Source organism: Malacoplasma penetrans HF-2 (genome assembly GCF_000011225.1).
Taxonomy (GTDB): domain Bacteria; phylum Bacillota_I; class Bacilli_A; order Mycoplasmatales; family Mycoplasmoidaceae; genus Malacoplasma; species Malacoplasma penetrans.
The window spans coordinates 1309485-1330310 of the sequence record NC_004432.1 but is presented as its reverse complement, the minus strand read 5'-3'; the positions used below and the strand labels follow the sequence as shown (position 1 = coordinate 1330310).

Annotated in this window: 31 protein-coding genes and 1 pseudogene; all 32 read left to right on the top strand. The window is 28.3% G+C overall.

Annotation, left to right across the window (positions count from 1 at the left end):
- The first annotated feature begins 147 nt into the window (after window positions 1-147).
- Complete coding sequence (gene rplD / locus MYPE_RS05200; RefSeq protein ID WP_011077830.1) at window positions 148-789, top strand: 50S ribosomal protein L4; 642 nt, start codon at window positions 148-150, stop codon at window positions 787-789.
- Window positions 789-1205, top strand: a complete 417-nt coding sequence (locus MYPE_RS05195; RefSeq protein WP_011077829.1) for a 50S ribosomal protein L23 — start codon at window positions 789-791, stop codon at window positions 1203-1205. Before rplD ends, MYPE_RS05195 begins: the two co-directional genes overlap by 1 nt.
- Window positions 1206-1239: 34 nt before the next feature.
- Window positions 1240-2079 carry a 50S ribosomal protein L2 gene (gene rplB / locus MYPE_RS05190; RefSeq protein WP_011077828.1) on the top strand — a complete coding sequence of 280 codons (840 nt, stop codon included), beginning with the start codon at window positions 1240-1242 and terminating at the stop codon, window positions 2077-2079.
- A 12-nt stretch (window positions 2080-2091) separates the two neighbouring features.
- Window positions 2092-2370, top strand: a complete 279-nt coding sequence (gene rpsS / locus MYPE_RS05185; RefSeq protein WP_044891322.1) for a 30S ribosomal protein S19 — start codon at window positions 2092-2094, stop codon at window positions 2368-2370.
- Window positions 2371-2387: 17 nt separating this feature from the next.
- Window positions 2388-3413: a 50S ribosomal protein L22 gene (rplV, locus tag MYPE_RS05180; RefSeq protein WP_011077826.1), complete on the top strand. Its 1026-nt coding sequence runs from the start codon at window positions 2388-2390 to the stop codon at window positions 3411-3413.
- Between the two features lie 22 nt (window positions 3414-3435).
- On the top strand, window positions 3436-3858 hold the full coding sequence (gene rplP, locus MYPE_RS05175) for a 50S ribosomal protein L16 (RefSeq protein WP_011077825.1): 423 nt from the start codon (window positions 3436-3438) through the stop codon (window positions 3856-3858).
- Window positions 3851-4579 (top strand): 50S ribosomal protein L29, encoded by a 729-nt coding sequence (rpmC, locus tag MYPE_RS05940; protein WP_052270432.1) that lies wholly within the window; start codon window positions 3851-3853, stop codon window positions 4577-4579. The genes rplP and rpmC overlap by 8 nt, the downstream gene beginning before the upstream one ends.
- Before the next feature lie 2 nt (window positions 4580-4581).
- Window positions 4582-5241: pseudogene (gene rpsC, locus MYPE_RS05860) on the top strand (30S ribosomal protein S3); the annotation flags it as partial.
- 612 nt (window positions 5242-5853) lie between these two features.
- Window positions 5854-6129, top strand: a complete 276-nt coding sequence (gene rpsQ, locus MYPE_RS05160; protein ID WP_011077822.1) for a 30S ribosomal protein S17 — start codon at window positions 5854-5856, stop codon at window positions 6127-6129.
- A gap of 30 nt (window positions 6130-6159) precedes the next feature.
- Window positions 6160-6528: a 50S ribosomal protein L14 gene (rplN, locus tag MYPE_RS05155; RefSeq protein ID WP_011077821.1), complete on the top strand. Its 369-nt coding sequence runs from the start codon at window positions 6160-6162 to the stop codon at window positions 6526-6528.
- A gap of 12 nt (window positions 6529-6540) precedes the next feature.
- Entirely contained in the window at window positions 6541-6864 is a 324-nt protein-coding gene (gene rplX / locus MYPE_RS05150; protein WP_011077820.1) for a 50S ribosomal protein L24, read from the top strand.
- An 8-nt stretch (window positions 6865-6872) separates the two neighbouring features.
- Window positions 6873-7436: a 50S ribosomal protein L5 gene (rplE, locus tag MYPE_RS05145; RefSeq protein WP_011077819.1), complete on the top strand. Its 564-nt coding sequence runs from the start codon at window positions 6873-6875 to the stop codon at window positions 7434-7436.
- A gap of 1 nt (window position 7437) precedes the next feature.
- Window positions 7438-7623 carry a type Z 30S ribosomal protein S14 gene (locus MYPE_RS05140; RefSeq protein ID WP_011077818.1) on the top strand — a complete coding sequence of 62 codons (186 nt, stop codon included), beginning with the start codon at window positions 7438-7440 and terminating at the stop codon, window positions 7621-7623.
- A 16-nt stretch (window positions 7624-7639) separates the two neighbouring features.
- Entirely contained in the window at window positions 7640-8035 is a 396-nt protein-coding gene (gene rpsH / locus MYPE_RS05135) for a 30S ribosomal protein S8 (protein ID WP_011077817.1), read from the top strand.
- 10 nt (window positions 8036-8045) lie between these two features.
- Window positions 8046-8597 (top strand): 50S ribosomal protein L6, encoded by a 552-nt coding sequence (gene rplF / locus MYPE_RS05130; protein ID WP_011077816.1) that lies wholly within the window; start codon window positions 8046-8048, stop codon window positions 8595-8597.
- A 15-nt stretch (window positions 8598-8612) separates the two neighbouring features.
- Window positions 8613-8972 carry a 50S ribosomal protein L18 gene (rplR, locus tag MYPE_RS05125; protein WP_011077815.1) on the top strand — a complete coding sequence of 120 codons (360 nt, stop codon included), beginning with the start codon at window positions 8613-8615 and terminating at the stop codon, window positions 8970-8972.
- Between the two features lie 21 nt (window positions 8973-8993).
- Complete coding sequence (gene rpsE / locus MYPE_RS05120; RefSeq protein ID WP_011077814.1) at window positions 8994-9698, top strand: 30S ribosomal protein S5; 705 nt, start codon at window positions 8994-8996, stop codon at window positions 9696-9698.
- Window positions 9699-9701: 3 nt separating this feature from the next.
- Window positions 9702-10145, top strand: a complete 444-nt coding sequence (rplO, locus tag MYPE_RS05115) for a 50S ribosomal protein L15 (protein WP_011077813.1) — start codon at window positions 9702-9704, stop codon at window positions 10143-10145.
- A gap of 23 nt (window positions 10146-10168) precedes the next feature.
- Entirely contained in the window at window positions 10169-11590 is a 1422-nt protein-coding gene (gene secY, locus MYPE_RS05110) for a preprotein translocase subunit SecY (protein WP_011077812.1), read from the top strand.
- Between the two features lie 11 nt (window positions 11591-11601).
- Window positions 11602-12249: an adenylate kinase family protein gene (locus MYPE_RS05105; RefSeq protein WP_011077811.1), complete on the top strand. Its 648-nt coding sequence runs from the start codon at window positions 11602-11604 to the stop codon at window positions 12247-12249.
- A gap of 2 nt (window positions 12250-12251) precedes the next feature.
- A complete protein-coding gene (gene map, locus MYPE_RS05100; protein WP_011077810.1) occupies window positions 12252-12992 on the top strand; it encodes a type I methionyl aminopeptidase in 741 nt (246 codons plus the stop codon).
- 7 nt (window positions 12993-12999) lie between these two features.
- Entirely contained in the window at window positions 13000-13218 is a 219-nt protein-coding gene (infA, locus tag MYPE_RS05095) for a translation initiation factor IF-1 (RefSeq protein WP_011077809.1), read from the top strand.
- A gap of 19 nt (window positions 13219-13237) precedes the next feature.
- Complete coding sequence (gene rpmJ / locus MYPE_RS05630; protein WP_083755106.1) at window positions 13238-13351, top strand: 50S ribosomal protein L36; 114 nt, start codon at window positions 13238-13240, stop codon at window positions 13349-13351.
- Between the two features lie 17 nt (window positions 13352-13368).
- The gene (gene rpsM, locus MYPE_RS05090; RefSeq protein WP_011077808.1) at window positions 13369-13743 is read left to right on the top strand and encodes a 30S ribosomal protein S13; all 375 of its coding nucleotides are present in this window, start codon (window positions 13369-13371) and stop codon (window positions 13741-13743) included.
- Between the two features lie 15 nt (window positions 13744-13758).
- A complete protein-coding gene (rpsK, locus tag MYPE_RS05085) occupies window positions 13759-14130 on the top strand; it encodes a 30S ribosomal protein S11 (protein WP_011077807.1) in 372 nt (123 codons plus the stop codon).
- A 14-nt stretch (window positions 14131-14144) separates the two neighbouring features.
- A complete protein-coding gene (locus MYPE_RS05080) occupies window positions 14145-15140 on the top strand; it encodes a DNA-directed RNA polymerase subunit alpha (protein WP_011077806.1) in 996 nt (331 codons plus the stop codon).
- A gap of 10 nt (window positions 15141-15150) precedes the next feature.
- A complete protein-coding gene (gene rplQ / locus MYPE_RS05075) occupies window positions 15151-15510 on the top strand; it encodes a 50S ribosomal protein L17 (RefSeq protein ID WP_011077805.1) in 360 nt (119 codons plus the stop codon).
- Window positions 15511-15596: 86 nt separating this feature from the next.
- A complete protein-coding gene (locus MYPE_RS05070) occupies window positions 15597-17123 on the top strand; it encodes a C1 family peptidase (protein ID WP_160162156.1) in 1527 nt (508 codons plus the stop codon).
- Between the two features lies 1 nt (window position 17124).
- Window positions 17125-18594 (top strand): C1 family peptidase, encoded by a 1470-nt coding sequence (locus tag MYPE_RS05065; protein WP_011077803.1) that lies wholly within the window; start codon window positions 17125-17127, stop codon window positions 18592-18594.
- Window positions 18594-19178 carry a hypothetical protein gene (locus MYPE_RS05060; protein ID WP_044891320.1) on the top strand — a complete coding sequence of 195 codons (585 nt, stop codon included), beginning with the start codon at window positions 18594-18596 and terminating at the stop codon, window positions 19176-19178. The genes MYPE_RS05065 and MYPE_RS05060 overlap by 1 nt, the downstream gene beginning before the upstream one ends.
- On the top strand, window positions 19171-19989 hold the full coding sequence (locus tag MYPE_RS05055; RefSeq protein ID WP_011077801.1) for an SDR family oxidoreductase: 819 nt from the start codon (window positions 19171-19173) through the stop codon (window positions 19987-19989). Before MYPE_RS05060 ends, MYPE_RS05055 begins: the two co-directional genes overlap by 8 nt.
- A gap of 348 nt (window positions 19990-20337) precedes the next feature.
- Window positions 20338-20679: a hypothetical protein gene (locus tag MYPE_RS05510; protein ID WP_011077800.1), complete on the top strand. Its 342-nt coding sequence runs from the start codon at window positions 20338-20340 to the stop codon at window positions 20677-20679.
- Window positions 20680-20826: the final 147 nt, after the last annotated feature.

The window sequence follows — 20826 nt, the reverse complement described above, 5'->3', positions numbered from 1 at the left end:
GTTAGCTAAGCAAAAAGCTGCTGAAGAAAAACAAAAAGCAGAAGCTGAAAAAAATGAACAACCAACAGCAACTGCAGAAGAAGCTCCAGCTAAAACTGATGACAATGCTACTGAAAAGAAAGAAGAAAATAATGGAGGAAACCAATAATGAGTTCTGTTAAATTATTTAAAGATCTTTTAGGAAATACAGAAACTGTAGAACTAAAAAATAAAAAACTTTTCATTAGTGATAAAAAAATTAACCATCAAGAAATTTTTAATTCAGTATTAGTTGAAGAAGCAAATTCAAGACAATCTACTGCTTCAACTTTAACTAAAGCAGAAGTTAGAGGTGGGGGTAGAAAACCTTACAAACAAAAACATACTGGTAGAGCTAGACAAGGTTCAATTAGAAACCCTCACTATGTAGGTGGTGGTAGAGCATTTGGTCCATCTCCAGAAAAAAACTATACATTAAAACAAAATTCAAAAGCTTATAAATTAGCTTTTCAATCTGCTATGACTTTGAAATTAAATGAACAAGGTTTAAATCTATTAGTTAATAAAATTGATATGAAAGAACCTTCAACTAAAACAATTTCAAAAATGTTAAAAAAAGTTTCTTATGAAAACAAAAAAGTTTTATTTGTAATTAATGACAAAAATGAAAACTTTTTAAAGTCTTGTAAGAACATTCAAAAAGTTACTTCAAAAATGTGAAACCAAGTTTCAGTAAGAGATATCTTAAACAGTGACATTGCTGTTATTCAAGAAGATGCTTTTGACAAAATTAGTGAGGTATTTGCATAATGGATTTATTAAGTGTAATTATTAAACCACTTCATTCTGAAAAATCTTATTCATTAAGAAATGAAGATATTAAAAAGTATGTTTTTGAAGTAAATAGAAATGCTAACAAATATGAAATTAGTTTAGCATTCCAATTAATCTATGGAATCGTTCCAAATAAAGTAAATGTTGTTAATAGAAAACCAACTCCTACAAGAACTGGGACTAGAAATCCAGGGATGACTAAAGCAAAGAAAATTGCTTATATAACATTACCTCATGGTGTAGATATTCAAATAGATGAAGAACCATCTAAAGAAAAACCTAAAAAAGAAAATAAAAAAGAATTAGTTACTGAAAGAAAAGAAGAGAAAAAAGAAAAACCTAAAAAAGGTGTTTTATCTAAATTAGTAAAAACTTCTCCAAAAGCTAAGTAATTAATTTCGGCGAAAAGCGAAAGGAAAAGCATATATGCCAATTAGAAGAGTAAAAGCCAGAAGTAGTGGGATTAGACAAACTGTAATTATTGATTACAAAAAAGTCCTAACTACTTCTACACCTGAAAAATCTTTAGTTGTTTCACTTAAGAAACATTCAGGTAGAAATAACAATGGAAAAATTACTGTAAGACACCATGGTGGTGGTTACAAAAAGAAATATCGTATCATTGACTTTAAAAGAGACAAAATTAATAAAGTTGCTACTGTTAAATCAATTGAATACGATCCAAACAGAACATCATTTATATCATTAGTTGTTTATGAAGATGGTGAAAAAAGATATATCATTGCTCCAAAAGATTTAAAAATTGGAGACAGAATTCTTTCAAGTAATAAACAAATTGATATTAAAGTTGGGAATGCGTTACCAATTTCATTAATTCCTGAAGGTACATTTGTTCACAACATTGAATTATATCCAGGACGTGGTGGTCAAATGATTAGATCAGCTGGTTCATCTGCTCAAATTCTTGGTAAAGATGAAACTGGAGAATACACTATTGTGAAACTATCTTCTGGTGAAGTTAGAAAAATTGCAAATGGATGTATGGCAACAATTGGTGTGGTTTCAAATGAAGATCACAACCTAGTTGTAATTGGTAAAGCAGGTACTAATAGACATAGAGGTATTAGACCAACTGTTAGAGGGTCAGCAATGAACCCTAATGATCACCCACATGGGGGTGGTGAAGGGAGATCACCTGTTGGACATGATGCTCCTAGAACTCCATGAGGTAAAAGACACATGGGTGTTAAAACTAGAAACAAGAAAAAACAATCTAATGCATTGATTATTAGAAGAAAGAAATAGAGGGTTAGTAATATGTCAAGAAGTTCAAAAAAAGGCCCATACATTGAGCCTAGTTTAATGAAGAAAGTACAAGCCATGAAAGCTGCTGACAAAAAGAAACCTATTAAAACATGATCAAGAAGAAGTACAATCTTCCCTGATTTTGTAGGATTAAATTTTGAAGTGCATAATGGTAAGTCATTTGTTAATGTATATGTAACTGAAGATATGATTGGGCATAAGTTAGGTGAATTTGCTCAAACAAGAACATTTAAACAACATACTAGCAATAGAAAAGATTTAGCTAAATAAGGATAAGGAGATAGAAAATGCAAGCAAGAGCTATTCAAAAAAATATTCATGTTTCTCCAAGAAAAGCTAAATTAGTATGTGATTTAATAAGAAATAAACCAGTTACTAATGCATTATCAATATTAGAAAACACTAATAAAAAAACAGCAGTTTTTCTAAAGAAACTATTACACCAAGCAATCGCTAATGCAACTAATAATCATGCAATGCAAGCAGATAAACTTTATGTTTATCATGTTGTGGCTAACCAAGGATCAACATTAAAAAGAACTAGTCCAAGAGCAAAAGGTTCTGCTGATCTAATTAGAAAAAGACACACTCATTTAGAAATTGTTTTATCTGATGATGTAAATGAAAGAAACAAAGAAATTCAAGCTATCAAAGATAGAATCAAGAAAAGAGCTGCTAATAACAAAGGTTATTGAGCTAAACAAAGAGCTGCTAATGAAGCAGGTTTAAAAGTAGTTGAAAAACCTAAAAAAGCAAAACCAGCTCAACCTAAAAAACCTGTTGAGAAAAAACCTCAACCAAAACCAGAACCAAAAGTAGTTAAAGAAGAGCCAGTAAAACCAGTAAAGGCTGAATCTTTAAAACGTGAACAAGAAGTTTTAAAAGTTGTTGAAACTAAACCAGTTGAAGGTGCTAAAAAAGCAAAAGTTGAAGAAACAGCAATCATTATGATTTCAACTAAGAAAGAATATGCTGACAACTTATTGAATGAAGAATTAAACAAAAATGTATTCTTCTATAAAGTAACTCCAGTTAACCCAATTAAAAGAGTTTTAATTTATACAACAACTGGTAAAAAAGGAGTTGTTGGGGAATTTGACTTAGATAAAATTGAAATCCTAGCATTATCAACAGCTTGAAAAAAATATGGTCAACAATCTTGTATGTCTAAAAAAGATTTTGATGAATATTACAAAGATTCTGAAAAGGCACACATCCTTATATCTAAAGAAGCGTTTAGATATAGTAGACCTAAAACTCTAGAATCTTACAACATGAAAAAAGGACCTAGTGGGTTCCAATATTTGAAATAGCAAATAACAAGGAGAATTTAATATGTTAGAGCCAAAACGTACAAAATATAGAAGACCTCATAAAGTAAGTTATGAAGGAAAAGCTAAAGGAAACAAATATGTTGCTTTTGGTGAATTTGGTTTAATGGCAACTAATGGTGCTTGAATATCAAATCGTCAAATCGAATCTGCTCGTATTGCTATTTCAAAAGCTTTGGGGAAAACAGGAAAGATGTGAATTCGTATTTTCCCACATTTATCTTTAACAAAGAAACCTCTAGAAGTTCGTATGGGATCTGGAAAAGGTTCACCAGAAAAATGAGTTGCTGTTGTTAAAGCAGGAACAGTGATGTTTGAAGTTGCAAACATTCCAGAAGAAGTTGCAAGAACTGCATTGAAAAATGCTGGGAACAAACTTTCTGTTAATTGAAAAATAGTTAAGAAGGGAGAGATTGCTCATGATTAAAGAGTTAAGAACAAAAACTGATAATGAGTTAGGTAATCTAATCTCTAAACTTAAAATTCAGTTATTAGAAATGAGATTTAAAATAGCTAATGGTGAAGTTGAAGGTCTTCATAAATTTAAAGAAATTAAAAAGACTATAGCAATGGCTATGACAGTTCTTTCTGAAAGAAATGTGAAAATCTCTTTCTCAACATTCAGCACTCAATTAATTAAACAAAAAAATGGGAAACAAGAAATTGTAAGCTTATCTATTGTTGATGAAAGAAAAGATGCTGTTAAATCTCAACCTAAAGCAAAACCAGTTGAGGCTAATAAACCAGCAGTTAGTGAATCTAAAAAAGAAGAACCAAAAAAAGTTGAAACTAACAACAAACCAGTTGCAAAACCTGTTGTTAAAAAAGAACAACCTGTTCAATCAAAACCAGCAGCAAAACCAACTGCAAAACCTGTAGCTAAACCAGTTGCAAAAACAACTGCATCAAACTCTAAACCAGCTACAAGCAAACCGGTTTCAAAACCAACAGGAAAACCTGTTGCAAAACCAGCTGCTTCAAATTCTAAACCAGTAGCTAGCAAGCCAATGGCTAAGCCAGCAGCAAAACCAACAGGAAAACCTGTTGCAAAACCAGCAGCTAAACCAGCTGCTTCAAACTCAAAACCTACTACAAGCAAACCTGCAAGTAAAACAACTGCTAAAGCACCAGTGAAAGGAAAGAAATAATTATGGGTCAAAAAGTTAATCCAAATGGTTTAAGACTTGGAATTAATAGAAACTGAGAATCTAGATGAGTTGCTAAAGACAACAGACAGACAGCTCTATGATTAGTTCAAGATGATAAAATCAGAAAACACATTTTCAAAGTATGTAAAGCTGCACAAGTTTCACATGTTGAAATTGAAAGAACACAAAACAAAGTAGATATCTTTATTCACTGTTCACAACCTGGTATTGTTTTAGGTAAAGAAATGAGTAACTTAAAAGTTCTAAAACAACAATTAAGTTACATAGTAGGTAGAAAAACTAAAGTAAATGTAAATGTTTTACCTTTAGATAAACCAACATTCTCAGCAAGAATAATTGCAAGAGAAATTGCTGATGCAATTGAAAACCGTTTCTCATTTAGAAATGCACAAAAGATTGCAATTAAAAAAGTTTTAGCTTCAGGAGCTAAAGGTATTAAAACAAATGTATCTGGTCGTTTAGGTGGGGTTGAAATGGCTAGAGAAGAAGGATACTCTGAGGGTATTGTTCCACTAACAACTTTAAGAGCAAATATTGATTATGCTTTAGAAGAAGCATGAACAACATATGGTTTAATTGGTGTTAAGGTTTGAATTAACCGTGGTGAATTATTCAAAAAGAATTTCTCTCAAAATACTAAATTTGAGAAAAAACCTATTGAAAAGAAAAGAGAACAACAACCAGTTCAACAACAAAAACCACAACAACCTAAACCTCAACCAAAAGTAGTTAAAGAAGTTAAACAAGAAGAACCTGCAAAACCAGTAAAAGCTGAATCTTTAAAACGTGAACAAGAAGTTTTAAAAGTAGTTGAAGCTAAACCGGCTGAAGGTGCAAAAAAAGGTAAAGTTGAAGAAACAGCAATTATTATGATTTCAACTAAGAAAGAATATGCTGACAACTTATTAAATGAAGACTTAAACAAAAATGTTTTCTTCTATAAAGTAACTCCAGTTAACCCAATTAAAAGAGTTTTAATCTATACAACAACTGGTAAAAAAGGAGTTGTAGGAGAATTTGACTTAGACAAAATTGAAATTCTAGCAGTATCAACAGCTTGAAGAAAATATGGTCAACAATCTTGTATGTCTAAAAAAGATTTTGATGAATATTATAAAGATTCAGAAAAAGCACACATTCTTATATCTAAAGAAGCATTTAGATATAGCAGACCAAAAACTTTAGAATCTTACAACATGAAAAAAGGCCCTAGTGGGTTCCAATACTTAAAATAATTTTAGAAAGGACTAAATATGAGCAGTCAAGTAAATACTACAAGAGATAGTAGAAGAAAAATTTTGCAAGGTATTGTTGTATCTGACAAAATGCAAAAAACTATCGTTGTTCAAGTTGAAAGAAAGTCAAAACATAGACTTTATAAAAAATTAGTAATTACTCACAAAAAATATCATGCACATGATGAAAAAGAAGAGTGTAAAATTGGTGATTTTGTAGAAATTATGGAAACAAGACCACTAAGCGCTACTAAAAGATGAAGATTAAATAAGATCATTCAAAAAGCTAAGTAGTTATTAAATGTTAATGAAGAGGTAAATAATATGATTCAATTTATGACAAAACTAAACGTAGCAGATAACACTGGTGCAAAACAAGTTGGAGTAATTAAAGTATTGGGTGGAACTAAAAGAAGATATGCTTCTGTTGGTGACATTGTTGTAGTTTCAGTTAAAAAAGCTCAACCTGACGGAATTGTTAGAAAAGGGCAAGTGTGCAAAGCTGTAATTGTGCGTGTAAAAAAGAACATCACTAGATCTAGTGGTAACTCATTATCTTTTGATGATAATGCTTGTGTAATTATCAAAGAAGATAAAACACCTAGAGGTTCACGTATATTTGGACCAGTAGCTAGAGAACTTAGAGATAAAGGTTTTTCTAAAATTGTATCTTTAGCTCCAGAAGTATTATAAGGAGACGAGAAAATGCAAAGATTAAAAAAAGGCGACAAAGTTAGAGTTATTTCAGGTTCTGAAAAAGGTAAAGAAGGAATTATTTTACAAGTATTTCCTGAGTTAAACACAGCACAAGTTGAAGGTGTAAATGTTAGAAAAAGACATAAAAAAGCAAATCAAGAAAACCAAGAAGGTGGAATAGTTGATATTGCAGTTCCTTTAAATATGTCTAAGTTAGCTTTGATTGATAACAAAGCAAAAGGAAAAACAACAAGAATTAAATACGGTTTTGATAAAAACAATAAAAAAGTAAGAATTTCAAAAATTTCTAATAGTGAAATAGGAAGTAAGTAGGTAATAGTATGGCAATAAAATCTGTTCTTTACGATAAATACAAAAAAGATGTAACTAAGTCTTTAATGAAAGAATTTAACTATAAATCTACTATGGAAATTCCAAGACTTGAAAAAATTGTAATTAATTCAGGATTAGGAGATGCAACTTCTGATTCAAAAATTGTTGAAATAGGTTTAAAAGAACTTCACTTAATTACTGGTCAAAAACCAATTGCAACAAAATCTAAGAAATCAATTGCTACTTTTAAATTAAGAGAAGGACAAGCAATTGGTGCAAAAGTTACACTAAGAAGAGAAAACATGTGAAACTTTTTAACAAAATTAATCTCAATTGCAATTCCTAGAATTAGAGACTTTAGAGGATTATCAACTAAGTCTTTTGATGGGAATGGAAACTATACATTTGGAATTAAAGAACAAATTATCTTTCCAGAAATTGTGTATGATGATGTTAAAAAACTAAGAGGTTTTGATATTACAATTGTAACTTCAGCTAAAACTGACAAAGAAGCAATGTTTTTATTAAAAGAATTAGGAATGCCTTTTGTAAAAACTAAGGAGGCAAAATAATATGGCAAAAAAATCATTAATTGTTAAACAAAAAAAACACCCTAAATTTAAAGTAAGAGCATACACACGTTGTGAAAGATGTGGAAGACCAAGAGCTGTAATTAGAAAATTTGGTATTTGCCGTTTATGTTTTAGAGACCTTGCTTATAAAGGTGCAATTCCTGGTGTTAAGAAAGCATCATGATAGATAGGAGAAATTAAATATGTACATGGATCCAATTTCAGATTTACTTTTAAGAATTAAAACAGGAACTAAAACAAAAAGAAATTCTGTAGTAGTTAAAACTTCTAAATTAGTTACTAACATTTTAGAAATTTTAAAAAATGAAGGATATATTGAAGGATTTAAAACTGAATCAATTGGTAAAAACAAAAACCAAACAGTTGTAAATTTAAAATATAGAAATAATGTTTCTTCAATTACAGGATTAAAACAAATTTCAAAACCAGGTCTAAGAATTTATAGTGAAGCTCAAAAATTACCAAAAGTTTTAAATGGTTTAGGGATAGCAATTATTTCTACAAGCATGGGATTAATGACTGATAAAAATGCTAAGAAAAACAATGTAGGTGGCGAAGTAATCGCTTACGTTTGATAGGAGATAGATAATGTCAAGAGTTGGAAATAGATTATTATCAATTCCAAGTGGTGTTAATGTAGAGGTTGAAAAATCTCTAGTTAAAATTACTGGAAAACTTGGAACATTATCAGTTCCATTTGATAGCAAAAAATTATCAGTATTAAACAAAGATTCAATGGTAATTGTTAAAAGAGCAAACGATGAAAAAGAAACAAAAATGTTGCATGGAACAACTAATGCAAACATTAACAATGCTCTTATTGGTGTTAATAGTGGACATACTAAAAAACTTAAAATTGTAGGTGTTGGTTATAAAGCTGCTGTTAATGGAAACAAAATCAATTTAAACTTAGGATATTCTCATCCAATTGATTTAGAAATTCCAGCAGGATTAAATGTAACTTGTCCTCAAGCTACAGAAGTTGTTATTACAGGTGCTGATAAAGCAGTTGTAGGACAATTTGCAGCAGTAATTAGAAGCAAAAGACCACCAGAACCTTATAAAGGTAAAGGTGTTGCTTATAGTAATGAAGTGATTATTAGAAAAGTTGGTAAGACTGCTGAAGGTTCTAAAAAATAAGCTAGGAGATAGATTATGAAAAATATTAATCTTAATAGAAAAGAAAAAAGAACTGAACGTCATAAAAAAGTTCTTAGAAAATTTAGAAAAATCGATAATGATTTACCAAGACTTCGTATCACTAAAACTAATCAACATATTTTTGCCCAATTATTGGATGATAATAAAAACATTGTAATTGCTTCAAGTTCTTCAGTGCAACTTAAACTAGCTAATGGAAACATTGAAAATAGTAAAAAAGTTGGAGAAGACATTGCTAAAAAAGCAATCAGTAAAAAAATTAAAGCAATCAATTTTGACTGTGGTGGATCTAAATACCATGGTAGAGTTTCAGCATTAGCAGATGCTGCTAGAAAAACAGGATTAAAATTCTAATTTAGATATTAAGGATAGAAAATGGAAGATATTAAAACAACGACTCCTGAAGTTAAAAATGAAGAAAATAAAACTTCAGAAGTAAAAGAAGGTAAAGCCTTAGAAAAAAACAACAAACCTCATTTTGTAAAAGCAAACTCTTCAAATGTAAAACCTTTTGAAAGAAGATCTAATCCAAATAACAAAAAACCTTTTTCAAAAGATGGTAGTGGAAATAAACCAAACAAAATTGTTAAACAATCAGTTACTGGTTTAGAAGAAAAAATTGTTGGTGTTAAAAAGATTTCTAAAACTACTAAGGGTGGTAGAAATATGAGATTTAGCGCACTAGCAGTAATTGGAGATAGAAAAGGAAATGTTGGTTTTGGTTTAGGAAAATCAATTGAAGTTCCAGTAGCTATTAGAAAAGCTTTAAAAAGTGCAAAGAACAACATGTATAAAGTAAAAATGAACAAAAACTTCACTTTATACCATGAAGTTATTGGTAAACATGGTGCTGGTAAAGTTTTAATTAAACCAGCTCCTAAAGGTACTGGGGTAATTGCTGGTGGTCCAATTAAAGTGGTTCTAGAACTTTGTGGATTCAAAGATGTATATTCTAAAAACTTAGGAAAAAATACTTCTTTAAACATGGTTAGAGCAACTATTAAAGGATTACAAATGCAAAAATCTCCTAAAGAATATGCTACTCTTAGAGATAAAACATTGAAAGATATTTGGGAGTAAAATATGAAATTAGAAAATTTAAAAAGTAAAGAAGGTTCTAGACACAAAACTAAAAGAGTTGGTAGAGGTTTTGGTAGTGGAATCGGAAAAACTTCAACAAGAGGTAGTAAAGGTCAAAAATCTAGAAAATCAGGACACACAAGACCTGGATTTGAAGGTGGACAAACTACTTTATATAGAAGAATACCTAAGATTGGTTTCAATAACAAAAACTTTGCAAATAACTACAATGTTGTAACTTTAAATAATATTGTTAAATTAAATTTAGCTAATGTTGATAAAAAAGTATTAGTTGAAAAAGGTTTGATTGAAGATAACAAATTACCTATTAAGGTAATTGGAACTGCAACTATTAGCAAGCCAATTTCTGTTTCAGCTCACAAATTCTCTAAAGGATCTGTTGCTACTTTAGAAAAAAGTAAGTCTAAATTTGTTGTAATTAAGTAATAATATAGTTTAATATTATTTGTATGAATAATTTATCTACATATCAAAATAAAAAATCTTTTTGAAATGAATTAAAACAAATATTTACTAATAAACAAGTGTTGGTGTCTTTTGTGGCAACACTTGTTTTATTGATTTTATTTAGAATTGGTTCTGCAATTACAATGCCAGGATTAACTATTACTGATAGTCTATCTGATAGTACTCAATCTTCATTTCTTGGAGTTTTAAACCTACTAGGTGGTGGTGGGATTTCTCGGCTTTCTTTTATGGCTATAGGGGTTTCGCCTTACATTACTGCCCAAATTATTGTCCAATTACTTTCCTCTGATTTAATTAAACCTTTAACAAGGTTATCTAAAGCTGGAGAGCGTGGAAAAAGAAAACTTGAAATCATAACTAGACTTATTACAATTCCATTTGCTATTATGCAAGCATATGCAGTACTAAGTCTTGCGGGAACTCAAGGTTTAGTTTCTTCTTTCTTTGGACAATCTGCACTAAGTAGTGTACCAGCTGGTCAAATTATCTTATTACTATTAGGGATGACTGCAGGAACTTATTTAACAATTTTCATTTCAGACATTATCTCTAAAAGAGGGGTTGGTAATGGAGTTACTCTTATTATTCTTTCAGGGATTGTGGCTTCAATTTATCCAAACTTCACAAGTGTTTTCCAAGTATTAACTGGAAGTTCACAAATTTCAAACCAATTATTAAGATACTTTAGTTTTGCAGTATATTTAGTTTTCTTCTTCTTGATCCTATTAGCAACAACATTTGTAAATGGTTCAGTTCGTAAGATTCCTATTCAACAAATTGGGCAAGGTTTATCTAAAGAAGTTGATGAAATGCCTTACTTACCAATTAAGTTAAATGCCGCTGGGGTAATTCCTGTTATTTTTGCCAGTTCAATTATGACTATTGCTCCAACAATATCTCAATTTCTACCTTCTGGTAGTGCAGGGTCAGAATTTATAAATGAATATTTATCAATTGAAAGACCAGTAGGATTAGTTATTTATACTGTGTTGATAGTTTTATTTGGATTCTTTTATTCACACATTCAAGTTAATTCTGAAAAGCTTGCTGAGAACTTTCAAAAATCTGGGAAATTTATTCCTGGAGTAAAAATGGGTGAAGAAACTCAAAAATACATTTCTAAAACTTTAAATAGAGTTAACTGTATTGGTGTTCCTTTCTTAGCTTGTTTAGCAATTGTTCCATATTTAATTACTATGACTACTGGAATTCCTAATGGGATTGCAATTGGTGGTACTGGTGTGATTATTATGGTTACAGGTTCACTAGATTTCTGATCATCACTTAAGAGTGCTCAAACAAACTATACTTATTCTAATTTGACTAAGGGTCTTAAAAAATCTAATGAAGGTCAATTATTAGGAAGTAAAGCTGAAACTGATGATGTAAAAAGATTATGGTAGGTTAAATAAAAATGAAATTAGTTTTATTAGGTGCACCAGGTTGTGGAAAGGGAACAATCTCTGATTACCTTGTTAAAAATTATGGATTAGTACATTTATCAACTGGTGATATTTTTAGACAAACAATTGATCAAAAAGGTCCTTATTGAGAAGAACTTAAAAGTTACATCTCTAAGGGGTTGTTAGTTCCGGATGAATTAACAAATAAAATTTTAAAAAATGCATTAGATAAAAACATGGATAAGTCTTTTATCTTGGATGGATGTATTAGAACAATTGCACAAGCTGATTTTTTATCAACTATCTTAGACATTGATCTTGCATTATATTTAGAAGTTCCTTTTGATGTATTAGAAAAAAGATTAACTGGAAGAAGAATTTGTAGTAAATGTAAAAGAATTTATAACATTCATTATTCTGCTCCAAAAAAGGAAGACATCTGTGATGATGATGGTGAATTCTTAATTCAAAGAAAAGATGACCAAAAAGAAATCATTGATGAAAGAATGAAAGTTTATAGAACAAATTCAGAACCTTTAATTAAGTACTATGAAAAACTTAATAAATTAGTTGCTATTAATTCTGAAAACTTAGATGATTTAGAAAAGAATATTGATGACTTATTTATTAACAAATTTAATTTAAGAAAGATTGCTTAATTATGATTTATTTAAAATCAAATTATGAAATTGAACAAATCAAAAAAGCTTGTAGTGTTTGAAAAAAAGTAAGACAAGCTTTGATTGAAAATGCAGCTGCTGGAAAGTCTCTAATTGAACTAGATGAATTGGCAAAGAAAGTAACAATTGAAAATGATTGTACAACTCCTTTTCATCAATATAGAGGCTTTCCGGGTTATAATTGTATTTCAGTGAATGATGTAGTAATTCACGGAGTCCCAACCAACTACAAATTGAAAGATAAAGATATGGTAACATTTGATGTTGGTGTTGCATATAATGGTTACATATGCGATGCTGCTTTTACAGTGATCATAGGCGAAAATGTAGAAGCTCAAAAAATTAATGATGTTTGCTACAAATCATTAATTGAAGGTATTAAACAAATTAAGCCAGGCAATAGAATTGGTGATATATCAAATGCTATCGAAGAATATGTAGTATCAAATGGATATTACATATTAGAAGATTTTGGAGGTCATGGATGTGGTAGAAAACTGCATGAAGATCCCATTATCTTAAATTATGGAGTTAAAAATAGTGGTCCTATCATTAAACCTAATATGGTTTTATGCATTGAACCCATGATCTTAACAGAAGATGCTTCATATTATATTGATAAAGACAAATGGTCAGTAATAGCTTCTAACCACAAACTATCATGCCATTGAGAACATATGGTGTTGGTTACAAATGAAGGTTATGAAATATTGACTGAATAGAGGTTAAATGTCAAAAGAAGGAAAAATAACATTAAAAGGTAAAGTAGTGACTGCCCTACAAGGTGGTCAATTTAAAGTTTTACTAGAAAATAATGTTGAGATAATAGCTAACGTATCTGGTAAAATCCGTGTTTACAAAATACAGATTTTAAAAGGTGATACTGTAGAAGTTGAGTTAAGTCCATACGACCTAACACGTGGCAGGATTATCTATAGAATATCTTAATTAAATAGAGGTGAAAACAATGAAAGTTAGATCTTCAGTAAAACCTATTTGCAAGGACTGTAAAGTTATTAACAGACACAGTCGTGTAATGGTAATTTGCAAAACTGCTAAGCACAAGCAAAGACAAGGATAATAAATTTTGGAGGAAGAATGGCTCGTATATTAGGGGTTGATATTCCAAATAATAAAAGAGTTGTAATCTCTTTAACTTATATTTTTGGAATTGGAAAATCAAGAAGTCAAGAAATTTTATCAAAAGCTAAAATAGATGAAAATAAAAAAGTTTCTGCTCTTTCTGAAGAAGAGTTAGCAACTATTAGAAAAATAGCTTCTGAATATGTAATCGAAGGTGATTTACGTAGAGAAGTTGCTATGAACATTAAAAGATTAATGGAAATCGGTTCTTATCGTGGTATTAGACATAGAAGAAATTTACCTGTAAGAGGTCAAAGAACTAAGTGTAATGCTAGAACAAGAAAAGGTCCAAGAAAAACTGTAGCAAATAAAAAAATTGAAACTAAATAATAGTTAGGAGAAATTATGGCAAAGAAAAGAAAAAAGAAATTAAGCTCTCCTGAAGGAATTTCTCACATTCATGCATCTGCTAACAATACTATTGTTACTTTAACTAACACTGGTGGGGATGCTATTACTTGATCAAGTTCTGGATCAATTGGTTATAAAGGTTCAAAAAAATCTACACCATATGCAGCTGGTATAGCAGCAGAAACTGCAGCTAAAGTTGCAATTGATTTAGGATTAAAAAAAGTAATTGTAAAAGTGAATGGGACTGGTAGTGGTAAAGATACTGCAATTAGAAGTTTACATGCAGCTGGATTAGAAATATCTGAAATTCACGATGTTACTCCAATTCCACACAATGGATGTAGACCGCCTAAGAAACCAAGATAATACAGGAGAACGAGATGGAAAAATTTTTAAGATATAATATTCAAATTGGTAAAGACCAAAATAAAGATGCAGACTATGGAGTGTTTGTTTTCAAACCTTTAGAAAGAGGATTTGGGCATACATTAGGAAATAGTTTAAGAAGAGTATTATTAAGCAATATCATTGGGCATAGCTTATTTGCTATTAAAATTCCAAATGTTTCACATGAGTTCCAATCAATTAAAGGTGTTAAAGAGGATTTAACTCAAATTATTTTAAACTTGAAAAGACTTGTTGTTAAAATTGACCAAGAAATTTTTGGTGAAGAAGAACAAAAAGAAACGAGTTTAGAAAAATGACCAACACTTAAAATTGATTTCTCAAAAGGTGGAGTTTTAAAAGCTTCTGATATTGAAACACCAGTTGGGTTTGAAATCATTAATAAAGATATGTATATTGCTACAATTGAAAGTGGTGTTAAATTCAAAATGGAACTATTTGTTAAAACTGGAAGAGGTTTTACAACATTTAGTGAAAACAAAGAATTAATCAATGCTATCAATGTAATTGCAGTAGATTCAAACTTCTCTCCTGTACTTAAAGTTGGATATAAAGTTAGTGATATTAAAACTACTAAAAATGAAATTAATGATGTTCTAGAATTAGAAGTAGCAACTAATGGTGCAGTTTCAGCTGCTGAAGCTGTTGCTATGAGTGCAAAGATTCTATTAGAACATTACAAACCAATTGTTACTGAATTATTTGATAACTATAATGACTTAAGAATTATTAATGAAGAAGCTACAGTTTCATCAAGTAAATCTTCATTAGCAATTTCAATTGATGAATTAGAATTATCAGTACGTTCATACAATTGTTTAAAAAGAGCTGGGATTCATACAATTACTCAATTAACTGACAAAACAAAAGGTGAAATTGAAAAAATTAGAAATCTTGGTAAAAAATCATTCAAAGAAATTATTAAAAAGATTCAAGACAGAAACTTGAAATTAAAAGAAGAACAAAACTAGGGAGTATTTTATGTCTTATATTAATAAAAAAGGTAAAACTACTTCTTGAAGATTAATGGTGATTCGTCAACAAGTATCTGAAGTAATAGCTAATAATCAAATTACAACAACTTTGACTAAAGCTAAAGAAACTAGAAAACATGTTGATAGAATTATCACTTTAGCTAAGAAAAATACCTTAGCTTCTAGAAGAGCTGCAGCTGCAATTCTTTTAGATACATCAATTTCAACAAAAGATCAATTAATCCAAAAATTGTTCACAGATTTACAAAAAAAATATACATCTAGAAATGGTGGATATACAAGAATCTTGAAATTGGGTAGACGTAAAGGTGATAATGTTGAAGAAGCCATTCTTCAATTAGTTTAATAACATTAAAATCTATGCATAATGCATAGATTTTTTATTTATAATCAAAATACTTGTTTCCACAATAATTGAAAGGTTTTAATATGATGGACCAAAAAAGAAAAGTAAATCTAGATGAATTGTTTGAATATCAAAAAGAATTATTAAAAGATAGTTCATTTAGAGTAAGTCAAAATGCTTTAGTAAATAATAAATTGGAAGATGTAGCAATTGATTTTGAAAGTTTAAAAAAATACAATGGTGAATACACTAATAACATTAAACCAGCATCTGCAAAAATAACTCATCAAAAAAATTCAGGAAGATGTTGAATTTTTGCTGCATTAAATATGATTAGAGATAAGTTCATTGAAGATAATAATTTAGAGAACTTTGAATTTTCTCAATCTTATTTACACTTCTATGACAAATTAGAAAAAGCTAATGTTTTTTTAAACCACATGGTTGATATGGTAGATGTAGACTCAACTGATAGAGTATTATTTAGTTTATTGTCTGAAGCTACTGGAGATGGTGGTTTCTTTGATTGAGCTAAAAATTTAATTTTAAAATATGGATTAGTACCAAAATCTGAAATGGAAGATAGTTTTTCAAGCTCTAATACTTTAACTATTAATAAATTACTTGATTTAAAGTTAAAGCAAGCTGCTATTGAAATTAGAAAATATAAAGAAGATAAATCACAAATCTTTCAAATTAAAGAAAAGTATTTATATGATGTATACAAAATTTTAGTATCTGCATATGGATTGCCTCCTAAAAAGTTTGATTTGTTTTTAAAAGATAAAAAAGAAAAAACTAAAAATTTTTATGGGTTAACACCACTTACATTCCTTAAAAAAATTAAATTTAATTTTGATGATTATGTAAGTATAGTTTATACACCTTATAGAAAAATAAAACCATTCCAAAGATATGAACTAACTTATGCAAATGCAATGCAAGAAAAAGGTAATGCAGTTTTCACTACAGTTGATCAAGCAACTTTTAGATTAATGGCACTATCAATGATGTATAAGAAAAAATCAATTTGATTTGCTTGTGATGTAGATCACTTCTCTTCTCGTCAAAAAGGAATTTGAGCAACAGATTTATATGATTTTGAAAATTTCTTTAATATTAAATTTAATAAAGACATTTCTCAACATATTGAATATTCTCAAATAGGATCAAACCATGCAATGACATTACAAGGATTTGATTTAAATACTAAATCTTGAGAGAAAGTAAAATCAGATTATTTTGCTAAAAACAAAAGTAAAAAACTTTCAATTGATGATTTTAAATCTTTAGTTAATTTAATTCCTATTAAAAAATGAAATATAGAAAATAGCTGAGGAGAAAAATTTGGAAATAAAGGTATCTTTACAATTTCAGATGATTGATTTAACAACTATGTTTATGAAATTGTTTTAAGTAAATCTTTATTTAAAGAATTTTTAAAAAACCCAGAATTCTTATCTAAAACTGAATTTGCTAAATTTAAATCTAGTTCTAGTCAAAATAAAACAGATTTCTTATATGAACAAATGTTATCTAATGCATTAGCAACTAAACCAATTAAATTAGCTTTATGAGAACCATTTAATAAATTTATGAAAGGAGTTAAATAATATGAGAAGAAATGTTGAATTTGAATTGATTGAAAAATTTGAAAAAAATTTAAATATTAAAGAAGTTAAAAAAGTTTCTAATATTTTATTTAACACATCAATTTACCAAGCAAGTTATAATGCTCAAAAGATCAATAAACTAAATCAAAATTTTTCATTGGATTTAATTGGTTTACCAGTTGAAAACCAACATAAGAGTGGAAGATGTTGATTATTTGCAGCAACTAATTTCATTAGAGAACAAATTGCTAAAAAACTAAATTTAGACAACCTTTCTTTGTCTAATGCTTATTTAGCTTTCTGAGATAAGATTGAACGTTCTAATTTCTTTTTAGAAGCAATGATTGAAAACATCAATAAACCACTAGATGATAGATTGGTAAGACACTTTTTAAGAACTGGTATTGAAGATGGTGGTCAATGAGATATGGCAGTAAACTTAATTGAAAAATATGGAGTTGTGCCATATGATGTAATGAAAGATACTGCACATGCTGCAGACACACAAACTATAAATTATTTACTTAATTGAAAATTAAGAGACTTCACAGCAGAACTAAGAAAAGATATTGATAAATCACCTGAAAATTTATCTAGAAAAAAAGAACAAATGATGAAAGAAATTTTCAAGTTATTACAAACTTTCTATGGTGAAATTCCTCAAACTTTTGATTTTGAATATTCAATTGATTTAGAAAAAGTAAAAGAAGCTGATGATAACTTGTTCTATACAGACAGTTATGACAAATATACTAGAAGATATTTTCTAGATAAAAATTTAACACCTCAAAGTTTTTATCAAAAATATGTAGATATTAAACTTGATGAATTTATAAGTATTATTCATGCTCCGCAAGATACTAAAGATTTCTTTAAATTATATACATTTAAATACTTAAACAATGTAATTGAAGGAAGACCAGTTTTGCATTGCAATGTTCCTTTAGATTTATTTAAATATTTAATTTGAGAACAACTAGAAAAAACAAAACTACCAGTTTGATTTGGTTCTGATGTTAGTTGATTTAGAGATTGAATAAGTGGTACTTGAGATGACCAACTATTTGATATTGAAAATTTATTCAATACTTCTTTCCAATTAAAAAAAGGAGAACAATTAACTTACAGAACTAGCTTTATGACTCATGCAATGGTAATAGTTGGATTAAACTCTAACCAAGAAGAAAACTATAGTTTAGATTTATCTAATTTTAGTAGTTATGAACAATGGTCTCTTGCAGCTAAGAAAATGGATTTCAATAGATGAAAGATTGAAAACAGTTGAGGAGATGATGTAGGTTATTATGGATACTGAACTATTAGTGGTTCATGATTTGATAAATATACTTATCAAGCAGTTGTTTCTAAAAAACTATTAGTTGAAGCTTTAAATAATTTAAACTTACCTTCAATTGAAGAACAAGTTACTGAAAACCTAGATCCATGAGATCCTATAGGAACTTTAGCATAATGAATTTATTTTTTAATTTTAATAATTTGGATACTTGGTTTAAAGATAATTATGATTTTAATAAACATGATTTATTTTTAAAAAATGAAAATAACAACTTCAAATTATTATTAGAAGAAGCTATTAAAAATAACAACATTAGTGAATCAAAGATTAATTCTATTAATGTTGTTATCAGTCTAAATTCTACTGATCCTATAACTCCTACCAATATTTGAAAATTTGGTGAATTTAATAAAGAGTGAAATGTTAAATTTATTGAAACCATTCAACCATTAATAACTTTTTGTAGATTGAATAATAAACTATTTAATATTATTTATATTTATTTGGATCAAGGACCTAAAAATATAGCTAATATTGCAATGGCTCAACTTTTAAAAAGTTTAGTAATTGGGTTAAATCAAGAAACTAAACCTTTTAAATTTAAATCAAAACTTTTTGTTTTAGATAAAGAAAAAAAAGAATATTTAACTAAACTAAATAAATTGTTATCTTCAAAAAGAAAAGTTATTATTTCAAATTCTAAATTATTACAACAGTTAAAATTTAGCTGAATTAGAAAAAACTTACATTATGTCTAATAAAATTGATTCAATAAATAAAGTTGTAGTAATTACAGGGGCATCATCTGGAATTGGATATGCAATAGGAAAATATTTATCTTCTAAACATTACACTGTATATTCTCTTTCTAGACAATTCAAAGAAGATAAATATATAAGATATATTGAGTGTGATATTACCAACTATGAACAAGTAGATGATTGTTTGTATACAATTTTTCAAAAACACAATCATATAGATTTAATTATTAATAACAGTGGTTTTGGAATAACTTCTGCTATTGAAGAATTAGATATTAATAAATATCAAGAAATGCTTAAAGTAAATGTAGATGCTGCTTTAAATTTATCTATACAAGCTATTAATTACTTAAAACAGTCTCATGGAAAGATAATTAATATGGGATCAATTGCATCTGAAATTATTTCTTTATTTGGTACCCACTATTCAATATCTAAACAACTTCTAAAATTATTATCTTATTGTTTATATAATGAATGTAAATATCAAAAGATTGGTATTTGTAATTTAATAATTGGTAAAACCCATTCAGATTTTGAAAAAAATAGAATTATTAATACAAAATCAGATTCTGCATATAGTAGAGATTTGAATAATTATTTAAATGTATTTAATTCTTCTACTAAACATTGAATGCAACCTATAAAGATTGCCAAACAAATTTATAAATTAGATAAGAAAAGAAAAATTCCTATTACTAAAACAATAGGATTAAAAAATAAATTAATGATTTTGTTTTTTAAATCAATATCTACTAATTTATCTAATAAAATTACTTATAACTTTTTTTGTAAAACTAAAAAATAGAATAATTACCTCAATAAGTAATTATTCTATTTTTCTGCCCTATATTCTCCCTATATATAAAAATTGGTGAAGAAAAAAGGAAGAAATTGGAAAGATTTAGTAAAGAATTTGTAAAGATTTAGGAAAGAAAAGATTTTCATAAAACCCATAAAATTACTTATGGATAGTTAACCTATAGATAAAATTGTTAGCTATCCAACCAAAGTATCATGGATAGATACGACTTGTTAGTTAATATAATAAATAATATTAACTACATGACCTCCTATTTGAAATAAGATTTTTTTGAGCAAGAGTATAGGTGTTTTTATATTTTATAATTTTTAGATATTTTAGAAAGGAGCATAGATGAAAAGCAAAAATAATGATATGCTTAAATTAATAGTAGATTTAGCTAAAAAAGTTACAAATGTTGAATTTGATAACCTTCAATTAGATGAAGATAAAAATACAGGTTCAGTTTTTGTAAGATTTGAATTGGAGCAAAACATGAGTGAAAAAATAACTTTAGCTTTAGTTTATAAAGAACTTAAAGAAATGAGAACAGACATCAGTGAATTAAAAACTGATGTTTCTCATCTAAAAACAGATATGGTTGAAGTTAAAGCAGACATTGCTGAACTAAAAACTGATGTTGCTGCAATCAAAGCTTGTCCTACTATTCAAAAAGAACTACTACTTACTAAATAAATAAATTTTAATATATCTTTTTTATTCATTGATTTCAGGAATCAGATTTAATAAATCTGATTCCTTTCTTTTATTTAACCAGTTAGATTTATTAGTGTTATTTAAAGAAGTAAAGCAAAAATAATGATATCCTTAAATTAATAGTAG